Raw genomic sequence first — 12,215 nt, forward strand, 5'->3', positions numbered from 1 at the left:
AAACTTAATTGCTAAGATACCTTACGATATTCACTCGGTGTTAGGCCATCAAATTTTGGAACGTATCTTTTATTCATATAATAATCAATATAACTGCTAATGCCTGATTCAAGTTCTTCATATGTTGTAAATTTATTTCTATAGTAATATTCTGATTTTAAAGTCCCCAAAAAGCTTCTATTGACTGATTATCTAAACAACTACCTGCTTTAGACATACTAATTTTCACATTATGAGCGTCTAGATACTCTTTGTAGGATTTAGATGTATATTGGAAACCGCGATCACTATGTAATACAGTGTTAAATACCTGATGATTATTTAAAGCTATTTCTAATGTATCCATTACTATTTTCAAATCATTATATTTACTGATTTTATAGGCAACAATACTTAAGTCATATCTATCAATAATAGCGCTAATATAAGCCTTTTTACCATTACCGTAATTTAAGTAACTAATATCAGTAAACCATTTTTCATTTGGTTTTTTTGCTTCAAAATTTCTATTCAATATATTTTCTGCTGTGAAATGTGATTTGATTCTAACCCAATTTGGGCGTTTTTTCTGATTTGTGCTCGTAAATCTAAAATTCGCATCATCCTTCTAATACATTTTATATTAACATTTAAATTGCACTCTCTTTTTAAAGCGTAATGCATTCTTATTACACCGAAGGTTTCTTTAGAGTTCTTAAATATACGCTTGATTTCTTTCTCAATTAACTTAGAACGTTTTTCATTATTAGAAACTTCTTTATTACACCATTTATAATAACCACTACGACTTACTTCTAGATGCTCGCATAACAATTTTATAATTTATTTCTATTCTAGAATTCATTGGAATTTTGTTATACAATATAAATATAAATGAATTGTTTTACAAAATAGTTAATATTTTAAAAGTGGTTATTTATATTTGCTGATTTTACTAGAGGGGGGTAATGATGAAGTTTAAAGAGATAAAAGAAATGTTAATGAATTACCGATGGGACTCTACAGATGTCATATACTTAGTATTATGTATTGTCTTAGGATGTATTTTTATAACACCTTTTATTGGTGTGCCAATAGGCATAATTGCATATTTCTATTTATTCTTCAATGAAGATGATGGTTAAGGAGTTGATAATAATATGGCTATATTTTTGTTCATATTAATTTGTAGTTTATTGACATATTTCATGTGTTATAAAAGGAAATCTAAATAACTACATATTCTTAAAGGAATAAATATAAGATTCTAGGAGAAATAATTCGTGTTAAAAGCACTCAAAAACTACAAAAGCTATGAAAGATTATCAAGTATTATATTTTTTCCGTCTCTACTATGCTTACTTTTAATTTCCGTTTTAAAAGAAATGTTTGAATGGTCTTTTTTAGATTACTTAAACAGTATCATTTCAGCTATATTTCTAATAAGTATAATAATCAGTATTATACCCAGTTTTTTAGAGAACAATATCAAATATATAGTAGTAGATTTATTGCTCATTTCTATAATAATAGTGTTGCTCTTCTTTGGTTAATAGTTAGGTCTGTAACCTTGCTATAAGGTATTTTAAGAAGGAATAAAATAGTTATATTAAACTTAATCAAAATAGGAGGTGAATTTTATGAAAGATAATAATACAAAAGGCATGGGATTTCTTATATCAACTATATTAAATGTATTTTTATTAGTCGGTCTCATTTTTATTTATCAATTTGATAATTTAACTTTAACAATAATTTATACTGTTGTAATGGGGATAAATGCCATTTATTTACTTGTTAAGACAAGAAACAGTTGGAAAGATAGAGATGATATATAAATTCAATGATTCATTAAACAGGTAACATACTAAAAGGAGATTTTATGCCTATATTTATAATTTTTTTAGCTGCTATTCTTTTGATCTTCACAAAAATTTATGCGAATGATAAAGAGTAAAATAATTGTGATGATGTATCTGCATATTATTTTAAAAAGAAAGGGATGTTTTTAATATGACTCCGAAAATATTAATAGCTTTGCTTATTATTTTTTATCCAATATTTATTAAAACGATGAAAAATAAAAATGATTACAATTTGTTAAATGACATAAATAAAAAATTCTAATTTTACGATCTTATATCGAGTATAGTAAGGAGTGGTTGTATGTTAACTAAAAATATTAAATATCCCTATATAAAATTGATTTTTGATGTTGTAGGTATTCTTGCTGGTGTTGGTATTTTATTAATGTTTATCTTTAATACATATGCTCATTTTGAATCAAATGGTAGCTCTTCATTTGGAATAAATATTATAGGTTCTAGCATGACTTTATTATCTATTTTGATATTGATCGTTATTGTATGTGCTGTTTTTTCTTTCGTTTTGAAATTGAAAAAGAATATAGAAAAACACAGGTATTAGATAAGATTTAATTTGGATCAATATTTATTAAAATTAGAGGGTGTTATGTTAGTGAAAAATAAAAGAATTAAAAAAGAGATGAAAGAGGTGACTATTTCATTATTTCTTGATATGTGCAGTTTGATAATCCGTTTCTTTAGAAATATTTTTTCTTAATATTATATATAATATTAAAAAATAAGAATACATAAGGTGGTTCTATAATGAAAATACCAATTATATTATCTGTTGTTTTAGGTATTATATATAGTACAGTAGTTATACTTTGTGTTCCGTTCTTATTTAACAATGGTAACTATATAACAGTAATAAGTGCAGCATTGCCCTTAATTTTAATTATTGCTTATATAGTTAAAATCGTAAAAGAAAATAAAAATGACTCATAATAATTAATTTAGAAATATACATAGTATAAACTTTGCTCAAATTACTATCACGTTTATTTATCAAACTAATTTAAAATAAATCAAAGAGTCTGGGACATAAACTCATATACTTAAAACAAAGGAGACTATTCATGCAACTTAAAACGTTTACTGCATTCACCGAAAAAACTCTGGATAAAAGGGTAAATGCATTTTTAAAAAAAGATAATATCAAAGTTTTAGAAATACAAACTAACAGCAATTGGTTATATATTTCAGCGACTTTGATTTATGAAGAAAAAAGCGAATCTGAAACGAGTTGAAAATAAGTATCTTCTTAATCTTGATACATATCAAACCACCCATATATATTAATGGATGGTTATTCTTATTAACTTATTAGAACATTCATTCTATTATATTTAATGAGTTTCTTTTTATCTTGTTACAATATATAATATTTTGTTATTCGATCTTAATTATATATAGTAATAAAATTCATATTTTATTTCAATACCCCTCACCAGATTTTGTTTTATCTGGTGAGGGGTAATTTGTCTAACTATTATAGGCTTTATTAGTTATTAACTTATGTTGTCTCTTTGATAGAAAATATACGGAAGCCAGTATTAATAAAAGTATAGCTATAGCAACAAATAGTATGGATACATTATATATATTAAATAATCCTACTGCTATAGAGCCAAGTGCCATCCCTGTATATCTAATAAAATTAAATGCGCCTAAAGCAGCTCCTTTTTTATTAGGAAATTCTGATGATAAATTTGTAGATATAAGAGCAGGTATGATACCTACAATTAGTCCAATTAAGAATATGTTAATTGATAATATATAAATATTAGTTTGGTTTAGAATGCTAAATAGTATTAATAAAATTGGGAATATAATCATAGTTAATTTGAATACAACAGTATTAGAAACATTTTTAGCTAATTTCTTATAAGTAAAGCTACCTAATATTATGCTGACGGTAATTGGTAAGAATAAAAAACCGGTTAAAGCAGTAGATATATTATATATTCTTGTTAAAAGAATAGGTAAATATACTAATAATGCAAAATAGGTGAAGAAAATTAAAAATCCAAAAGAAATCATAATATTATAAGATTTCGATTTAAAGAAGGACACATACTTTACAGAATTCTTCGGTTTATTGTATTTATTTACCTCTGGTATTTTTATAAATATAGTTACAATGAGTAGAATAATCGATACAGCAGTTAATACCAAGAAAATTCCTTTATAACCATAATCATTACCTATTAATCCACCAAGTATTGGTGCTAATGCAGGTGCACAAGATAGTATTATTTGATAATTAGACATCATAGATGATCGATTATCGTCAGATGACAAATCTGCTAGCAATGTAATAACGATTAATGGGATCATACCACATCCTATAGCCTGTAAAAGACGGAATATTGCGAAAATGATAAATGTATTTGTCATAGTACAAGCGATGCTTCCTAATAATGTAATACCAATTGCTATTAATAACATGCTTTTTGGATTTTTCGAATCAATATACTTTCCTAAAATAATTTGCATTATTGCAACTATGAATATAAACCCTCCAACAGTTGTATTAACCCATAGCAAAGAGACATTAAAGTCGCTTTGCAATTGGGGAATGATAGGTGTGTATATATTTTGTATTAAAGAAGCAAAAAACGCCATAAATCCGAATACAATAAGCATTGTACGTTTTACTTTGTCATTTTTTAGCATGATATCTCTCCTTTAATCCTCTTTAAGACTTTTTGTTACTTTATTTAAAAACTTTATAACTACTTCTAATTCTTCTTCCTCAAAATCATTTAATATTTCATTGTATTTTTTGGTCGCACGCTTATGTAATTCTTCGTGGACATTGGCAAATACTGATCCTTTAGAAGTTAGTTTGTAGTATTTCTCTTTTCTGTTTTCTTCAAGATAGGTTTCTTCGACTAGGTTAAGATCTAATAACTTACGCATAGATTTTGAAATAGCAGGTGCAGAAATCTTTAAATCCTGTACTAATAATTTATTATTTACTTTTTCTTTTTTATCAATTATTTCTATTATATGGAATTGTGTTAAAGACAAATCAATCTTATTCTCACTTTTCCTATAAATTCTTTTTTTATTACTGTTCTCTCTTTCAACTATAAATTTTTCAAGAGATTTGATAACTTCATCTTTTTTATTCAAGGTGAAAACTCCTTTTTAATTTTGTTAACCAGTTAACTATATTAAATGACAAATTATTATTTTTGTCAACTTGAAATTGATAAAAAAAGGAATAAAAGCAGCAGACATTTAATAATAATTAGTGAGCTTTTTATTTTGAAAAATTTATTAAAGAAGAATTCTAATATTATTCTTTATTGTATAATATTTGGAGTTACTTTATCTGCTGTCATGGGACCTTTGCGCACTGTTGCTGGGATAGCGATAGGTTAGGTGTTGACGTTGCTTTAAATGAAGAAAAAAGAATAATAAAAAGTTTAATTTTAGGCGCTTTTATTGGTTTTTAGAAACGAGTTTCTTCTTATCTTAATATTTTATAGAGATGAGGAAAAGTTCAAATTATTTATCATTTACAGTCATCGGTTATATTATATTTGGAATCATGTTTATAACACTTAATATGCTATCGATCGGACAGTATAAAGCAGTTATAGTTGCAATAGTGAATATCATTTCCATGGGGAGTTCTTTAATATTTTCTATATTTATATTGAATTCGAGTGTGAAGGTATTAGGTTATTTTAAGCCAGTAACACTTATTGAATCAGTTGTTATTAATACAGCTATTATTTATTTAATTAGTCTATTAATCCCTAAATTAATTACATATTTAAAGGCAGAATAAAAAGAGGCTAGATAATAAATCTAGTCTCTCTTTATTCTTTTGATGATTTAGTTATGTAAATAGGCAATAGATTATTGTAAATAACTTAAGCCATTTTATTTTGCCTTTTTGATAAAAATAGGTTAATTATTAACCATATTATTTGTATTATGAATGGCATGACATACGCAGTACCTAAAATAGCTATGTTGATCCATTTCAATTCAGTAGTTTGTATAGCGCCTGATGCGTCTACATTTCTTGCCCAAAGAAAAATAGCAAAGCCTATAAAGCTTAAAATTTCAATAGCCCCTATAGTCCACCGAAAAATCCATGAAATTTTCATTTTATTCACCTTCATTTTTAAATTTGATATTAGAATAACTTACCAACTTTCCTGACTCTTTTGGTTTGAAACGAGTTTCTTCTTGTCTTGATACTAGATAGATATAATGTCTTTTTAAAAGTATTTTTGATTGTTATTATCACAGTATGTTCATATGTAATATAACGCTGAAAGGTATATGGATGTAAAACAGGCTAATTAAAAAATATTTTGTTTTTTATCAAACTATACTCAACTTTTTTAAGCGAGTTTATCTTTTTGTGAATTTACTCGTAAAGTGATTGAAATAGGTCATTATCGTCGCAAATATTAATGATGATAATAATATTCTTATAATGTTAATTTCTTTTGTAACAACCCCAAAAAATATAATGTCTAGTATAAAAAAGACTATGAATATGAGTATGAAATATTTAACTAAACGCATCAGTAATCCTCCCTTTATATTCTTAAGTTTACTATCTAAAAGGATAATGATGAACATGAAGAAGCTATAATAAATAAAATGTTCGAATTTTTATGCAATAATCCAAAGTATAACTAGGATAATTATTGATATAATAAATGTTACAGACATTAATGGAGATAACTTATCTACCAATTTTTTATATTCTTTATCAGCTGCATTTCTTTTTTTTAATTCCCGAAACTTTATTCCTAGATATAAGGCTTCTAATAAATTAACTATTAGTATCAATATTAAAATTGTAACTATCATATATGTGTACCTCCTCAATTTTTATGTAATTTAGTTGTTGCTATCTTTATGATTTCTTCTTCATAACTTTGTGTATGGCATTCAAGCGTGTTTATTTTGCTCACATCTGCATTTTAAGAAAGACGAATACTTCAAAATACCTCTTAAAATCCAAGTGAAGATATGTAAAAACAAAGAGTCAACTTAGATAAAATAGATGGTATTGTTATTTAGTTTTACAAAGTAAAACAATTTATTAATTAGTGAAACAAATTATCTATAAAAGAGGTGAAATATGTTTCTATAAATGCTGCTATTATGTATAAAGGTAAAGCAATAAAAACGTAGATTTTAAATAAATTAATTATAGCTAATTTAAGAGAGAACCTTTGTTTTTTATTTTTCCTGAAAAGATTGCTGATTTTTCTAATAATCGCTTGATTTAATTTATATAAACCACTGATAACAAAGCACATTGCAAGTATCTCGATGATTGTATGTGGCATTGAAGATAGAACCATTATAGAGCCTTTGTAAACATCAAGATGAACTGCAAATCCAAAAAAAATACCTGTAATTATAATTGTACTAATTAAATTAGCGAAATATAAAAATGGGATTGGAATAATAGCGATGATTAGCATTTGTAAAGGTGTTTTAAATCCGTTATTTATTATGTATTCCCAAACTTTTTTCAAACCACGAGCTTCTGAAAGTTTACTAGAAGTGCCAGAACCTAAATTTTTTAATGTTGCGAGTGAGGGTGTAAAGATAATTGCTAGAACAAACGTAATTATGAAAATAATTGTTGCTAGTATAAATATCTTTATTGATCTTTTGGTGTAATCATTGTCTCTTATATTGAACATAATGTACCTCTCTTATTTAATTAAAAAAACACTTTATCCGAAATATTACTATCAAATCTAGATGCTTTTCTTTTTGAAAATAAAACTAATTAAAAGTGAGAAAAAATATAAACGATAGTACGAATTATATTAATTATCTAGGTAAATTATTACTACTAAAATTGATAATAGTGTATAAAAACATGCTCCAATGATCAAATGTTTTTTATCAATTTTCAATTCAGCATTACTTTTACCTGATCTCTTTTTTTGAAATCTTCCAACAGATAATTGGTAATATGTACAAGCCGGAATAAATACAAGAATGAATAAAAAAGCGTATAAGTATTGCAAAAAAAGCTCCTAACTGTAAATGCTATAGTTACTTGTTATATCATGTAAGATTAGTATTTCGCTTTGCTTCTTTGCTTATGTCCATATAAATCTCTAATAACATAAACAATAGCAATAATAATTATGTAACCAATAGACCATTTAACATTAATGATATTAGTAAATGTTAATAACAAGAAGTAAGTTAAAAATAATAGACCTACAAAATTATTTAAATATGTTCTTAATTTAATTTTTACTATATCTCGTTCACTTCCTTCTTTGAATTCATCAAAGCCTTAATTAAATCAGCTCTTTTTTAGAGTGTTCGAGTATGTATGAGTTAGAAATAGGAAGATAAAAAAATAAAGGCTTAACGTCAATAAAGCAACATTAGTTTTTTTCATTTCTTGTCCAAAGGAAAAATAATGTTGTAAGGATGAATGATGATATTATACTTGTTGTTAAATCATAGGAATCTAGTAATAGACTCGATAAAGAATAAACAATTAAAGCTATCATAAATACGATGAAGATCTTAATGAATTTCAATATTACTTCTCCTTGTGTTTACGTTTTTTTAAACGCGTTTTTTCTTGTGTTGATACTATATAGAACATCAAGTTATTAAATAGTTTATCATCTTTTATTTTTATATATATAAAATGCAAATTCAACAACATAATGTATTGCTGCGCCTGCAACAGCAGCTAATACAACGAGTGATATTAAGTTATATTTTTCATACATATCTGTAATTGAATAAATAAGCAAACATATTAGCAACAAAATAAATCTGGCTAAAGTTTTCTGATCTTTCACGTCTTTCATAATAATCCACGCTTTCGTTTTTAATAAGAATTTAATAAACACTCTTACTAATATGATATAATAATATATAAATGTCAAAAACTTTTTGTTTTTTAAAATAAAAAGTTTTTAAAATTATATTGTCTAAATGAAAGCCGGTGTTTTGTATTAAGTGACATGTTTTTGTGTCTTATAGAAATAAGGGAAGCTCTATTTGTTTTGGTAATATATTGAATCATAGGAGACAAATGTAATGAAAAATTCAATAATACTTTCAATTCTCTTAGGGGTCATTTATATTGCAGCAGCTAACTGTTGCTTGCCGTTTTTTAATAATGGTAATGTAACTACAGCTTTACCGTTAATTCTAATCCTTGCTTATATAGTCAAAGTCGCAGAAGAAAAATGACTCACAATAACTTAGTGAAATAAATTCAAAATTTAATGTACTCCATGATCTACAATCAGATAAACACGCTTTTGACATAATAAGTAATAAAATATAATAAGTTTGTTAATTTTTGGGGGAGTAGTCGTAAATCAAAATATTTTTGAAGTAGGTGCATGATACTAAACCGATATAACATCATTCAAATGCCATGTTTTACAATAAGTTAAATTAACTGTTGTTTTGAATATTATATTACTTATAATTATATGTCGGAATTTTATCTTTTGTAACTCCTAATTTTTTGATATTTATTAATGTGTTATCATAAATATTCGAAGGAGGTACAACCTGTGAAACTACATAAGGCTATCAATATTATAATATGGCTACTATCACTCTTTACTTTTTTCTTATACTCCTTTGACAGGATTGACATGACTACATTTGTCGTAATTTACATAGTTATTATAATAATAATGATTTATACAGACATAAGATATAAAAAACGCAGTGAATAACCTTTGTAAAACAATTATAGTCAGTCTGCCTTTTGATATTACTATCATAAATACTAGTTAACTATATCTTGCTAGATATGGTTAATTTTTTATTTACAAAAAATTAATGATAAAATATAAAAATAATATAGATTTTGTTTGGAGCATATAGTATTATGTTAGTCATAAGGAATAGAATTGTTAGGGAAGACAGTTTATTCAGATAATATTAACCGACAAAAAAATAGGGAGTTTTGGTGTGAAAATGAGAATAAACATTTTAGGGTTTAATATTTTTGCTAAGGGCGGCACATCTAGAAGTAATATCAATTTAATTAAAGCTTTTTTGGAAAATGGCCATGAAGTTAAATATTTTAATAAACAGGATTTTGAGCCAAGTGAAATTACAAAATTAATTATACATGAAAGATTTGAATCAGCTAAATTTAAAGTTTATACAATGGAAGATTATGATGAAATGTCTAATGGCGATATTTTAATCATTACTAGGGAAGACCTGTTTAAATGTTCACGTATTGTTAAGCAAAAAAATGAAGGTATTAAAATAGTTGGAGAAATACACGGGCCTCTTGAATATATTAGTGAAGATATAGACTTATCATTAGACACTATCGATAGTATTAGAGTTAGCACTAAGTCAATTAAAGGTAAGTTTGAAATAAAATATGAATTTAATTCGGTTTTTAATAATTATGTAAATGCTCAACATATAAAAATTAATGAAAATCCCTCTAATACAAAAAGAAATTTATTAATTAAATCTAGATTCGAAGATGAAATAAAAGATATTTCATATGTAATAAAACTAATGAATTATATTAAGAAAAATACAGATAGACAAGACATTCAACTGTACATCAAAGGATATGGGCCTTCAGAGACTTTATATAAGAATTTAGTTAAGTATTATAACTTAGAGAGTAATGTGCATATTAATGGTAAAGAGCCAGTTAATTATGTTTATGTTTCAACTTCACCATATGAAACACTCGGGTATTCTATATTAGAAACTTTAGCAGCTGGTAATCAGTCACTCGTATACAGAGGTGACGATAATGTACTTGAGGAAATATACAGTAAGTATAATGGCATCAAATTCCTAGAAAAGAATTTAATAGCAGACAGCAAAAAAGTCTTAGAAGTATTTGATAATAAATATACAAGAACTGAAAGACAAGAAGATGTGGGTAATTTAACAGAAGACTTTGTTAATGATAATTATGCTGAAGAGTATCTAAAAAGACTATATGAAGTACTTAGTAATGATAACAAATCGCATAGTCCAATCTATAAGTTAAAAAGAGATAACACAGCTAAGTTGCATAAATTAAATCGTAGAAAGAATATGTATGAAAAATTAAAGAGCAAAGAGTTTTTCAATAAATTGTTAAATAGTAATATAGTATTTACTAAAATGAGAAAGCTATATGATTATCGAAAAAATAAGCTTGAGATGAAAATACTTGATGATATAGATCCTGAAGAAAACAAGGTGTTTATTGAGTCATTCCACGGAAGTAACTTTAGCGGTGATCCTAAATATATTGCATTAAAAATAAAGGAACAATTTAAGGATAAAAAAGTGTTTGTAAGTTCATCTAATTCATTAGTAGATATAGAAATTAGAAATCATGGTTTTATACCTGTTAGATTTGGATCAGAAAAATACAAGAAAACGTTTCGTGCTTGTAAGTATGTATTTATGAATGGTAACTCATGGGATAAAGTATCTAAAGACAGTAGGCAAGTATTTATTCAAACATGGCATGGCTTTCCACTTAAAAAAATGGTGAATGACCTGAGTAATGTGCAAGAGAAGGAAGCACAATTAAAACAGTTCATACCTAGAATGAAGAAATGGGACTATCTCATAACTTCTTCTGATATTAATACTATGTTGCTTCAATCAGCATTTCAATTACAAAAAAACAATAAACTGAATATAATTGAATCGGGAGCACCGAAAAATGAATACCTATTAAATAACAATAGTGTAGAAGAGTGGAACAGAATTCAAAATAAATATCTATTTGAGCACGATCCTAATGCAAAATATATATTATACTGCCCGACATGGAGAAAAGGACAAAGAGATAGCCTAACAAAAATAAATTTAATTAAGTTACTACAAAATTTACCAGAAGAATACAAAATAATCGTTAAGTTGCATCCAAATGAATCAAGGCTACGTGGTAGATATAATAATCTAGACTCGAGAATACATTGTTTTTATAATGAATTTGTTGATATTCAAGAGTTATATATATTAAGTGAAGCAATGATTACAGATTATTCTTCAACTATATTTGATTATGCGCATTTAAATAAGCCTATTTTCTTATTACAAGAAGATACAAATGACTATCAACAAGAAGTAGGATTTTATTTTGATTTAGAAGAAATAGGTAATTTTCCAGAAGCTGCGAAAGATGAAGTGAAGTTGGCGAATCAGCTAACTAGAATAAAGAGGATAAATTACAACTCAGTTACTAAAACATTAATGAATAAGGATTCAATTGGAGCAACAAATAAGATTTTAGATACAGTTTTTAAATAAATAATGTGAGGAAAAGTTAATGGAAAATAAAGTTTTTGATTTAAAGGAGAAAATTAAATTTGAAGATCAAAAGAGAATTTTAATAGA

Annotated in this window: 17 protein-coding genes; 8 read left to right on the forward strand and 9 right to left on the reverse strand. The window is 26.0% G+C overall.

All coding sequences use genetic code 11. From position 1 onward, the window contains the following. Positions 1–11: 11 nt before the first annotated feature. Genes BK821_RS13715 through BK821_RS13720 form a run of 3 tightly spaced genes read right to left on the reverse strand, consistent with a single transcriptional unit; the run spans position 12 to position 813 of the window. Positions 12–170, reverse strand: a complete 159-nt coding sequence (locus BK821_RS13715; protein WP_141768364.1) for an IS3 family transposase — start codon at positions 168–170, stop codon at positions 12–14. Beyond that, positions 158–514: a DDE-type integrase/transposase/recombinase gene (locus tag BK821_RS08835; protein ID WP_177165126.1), complete on the reverse strand. Its 357-nt coding sequence runs from the start codon at positions 512–514 to the stop codon at positions 158–160. Before BK821_RS08835 ends, BK821_RS13715 begins: the two co-directional genes overlap by 13 nt. Then, positions 511–813 (reverse strand): IS3 family transposase, encoded by a 303-nt coding sequence (locus BK821_RS13720; protein ID WP_177165127.1) that lies wholly within the window; start codon positions 811–813, stop codon positions 511–513. The genes BK821_RS08835 and BK821_RS13720 overlap by 4 nt, the downstream gene beginning before the upstream one ends. A 137-nt stretch (positions 814–950) precedes the next feature. Between BK821_RS13720 and BK821_RS13350 the strand changes: the two genes are divergently transcribed. From BK821_RS13350 to BK821_RS13480, 5 genes are all read left to right on the forward strand, one after another. After that, positions 951–1,124, forward strand: coding sequence for a VraH family peptide resistance protein (locus BK821_RS13350; protein ID WP_141768366.1), 174 nt, complete (start codon positions 951–953; stop codon positions 1,122–1,124). A gap of 495 nt (positions 1,125–1,619) precedes the next feature. Next, positions 1,620–1,817, forward strand: a complete 198-nt coding sequence (locus tag BK821_RS08840) for a hypothetical protein (protein WP_046836376.1) — start codon at positions 1,620–1,622, stop codon at positions 1,815–1,817. 328 nt (positions 1,818–2,145) lie between these two features. Further along, positions 2,146–2,406, forward strand: a complete 261-nt coding sequence (locus BK821_RS08845) for a hypothetical protein (RefSeq protein WP_071331562.1) — start codon at positions 2,146–2,148, stop codon at positions 2,404–2,406. Positions 2,407–2,609: 203 nt separating this feature from the next. Further along, entirely contained in the window at positions 2,610–2,792 is a 183-nt protein-coding gene (locus BK821_RS08850) for a hypothetical protein (protein ID WP_071331563.1), read from the forward strand. 131 nt (positions 2,793–2,923) lie between these two features. After that, positions 2,924–3,094: a hypothetical protein gene (locus BK821_RS13480; protein ID WP_177165128.1), complete on the forward strand. Its 171-nt coding sequence runs from the start codon at positions 2,924–2,926 to the stop codon at positions 3,092–3,094. Positions 3,095–3,329: 235 nt separating this feature from the next. Here BK821_RS13480 and BK821_RS08855 read toward each other — a convergent pair whose 3' ends face one another. Both BK821_RS08855 and BK821_RS08860 read right to left on the reverse strand, forming a co-directional pair. After that, positions 3,330–4,523 (reverse strand): MFS transporter, encoded by a 1,194-nt coding sequence (locus tag BK821_RS08855; RefSeq protein ID WP_046836379.1) that lies wholly within the window; start codon positions 4,521–4,523, stop codon positions 3,330–3,332. A 12-nt stretch (positions 4,524–4,535) separates the two neighbouring features. Then, positions 4,536–4,985 (reverse strand): MarR family winged helix-turn-helix transcriptional regulator, encoded by a 450-nt coding sequence (locus BK821_RS08860; protein ID WP_071331564.1) that lies wholly within the window; start codon positions 4,983–4,985, stop codon positions 4,536–4,538. 361 nt (positions 4,986–5,346) lie between these two features. Between BK821_RS08860 and BK821_RS08865 the strand changes: the two genes are divergently transcribed. Further along, complete coding sequence (locus tag BK821_RS08865) at positions 5,347–5,649, forward strand: hypothetical protein (RefSeq protein ID WP_071331565.1); 303 nt, start codon at positions 5,347–5,349, stop codon at positions 5,647–5,649. Positions 5,650–5,734: 85 nt separating this feature from the next. Here BK821_RS08865 and BK821_RS08870 read toward each other — a convergent pair whose 3' ends face one another. The 4 genes from BK821_RS08870 to BK821_RS08890 all read right to left on the reverse strand — a co-directional run bounded on the left by BK821_RS08870 (position 5,735) and on the right by BK821_RS08890 (position 8,683). Further along, positions 5,735–5,974, reverse strand: a complete 240-nt coding sequence (locus tag BK821_RS08870; protein ID WP_071331566.1) for a DUF3923 family protein — start codon at positions 5,972–5,974, stop codon at positions 5,735–5,737. A gap of 517 nt (positions 5,975–6,491) precedes the next feature. Next, on the reverse strand, positions 6,492–6,692 hold the full coding sequence (locus BK821_RS08875) for a hypothetical protein (RefSeq protein WP_083390166.1): 201 nt from the start codon (positions 6,690–6,692) through the stop codon (positions 6,492–6,494). Positions 6,693–6,931: 239 nt separating this feature from the next. After that, a complete protein-coding gene (locus BK821_RS08880; RefSeq protein WP_071331567.1) occupies positions 6,932–7,540 on the reverse strand; it encodes a stage II sporulation protein M in 609 nt (202 codons plus the stop codon). A gap of 951 nt (positions 7,541–8,491) precedes the next feature. Next, positions 8,492–8,683 (reverse strand): hypothetical protein, encoded by a 192-nt coding sequence (locus BK821_RS08890; protein WP_071331568.1) that lies wholly within the window; start codon positions 8,681–8,683, stop codon positions 8,492–8,494. A gap of 232 nt (positions 8,684–8,915) precedes the next feature. On the opposite strand from BK821_RS08890, the gene BK821_RS13485 reads away from it, so the two are divergent. Together BK821_RS13485 and BK821_RS08895 are read left to right on the forward strand one after the other, a co-directional pair. Continuing rightward, entirely contained in the window at positions 8,916–9,071 is a 156-nt protein-coding gene (locus BK821_RS13485; RefSeq protein ID WP_177165129.1) for a hypothetical protein, read from the forward strand. Positions 9,072–9,815: 744 nt separating this feature from the next. Next, entirely contained in the window at positions 9,816–12,128 is a 2,313-nt protein-coding gene (locus BK821_RS08895; RefSeq protein ID WP_071331574.1) for a CDP-glycerol glycerophosphotransferase family protein, read from the forward strand. The last annotated feature ends 87 nt before the right edge of the window (positions 12,129–12,215 follow it).

It is taken from the genome of Staphylococcus sp. LCT-H4 (assembly GCF_001866145.1).
In the GTDB taxonomy this organism is placed as follows: domain Bacteria; phylum Bacillota; class Bacilli; order Staphylococcales; family Staphylococcaceae; genus Staphylococcus; species Staphylococcus succinus.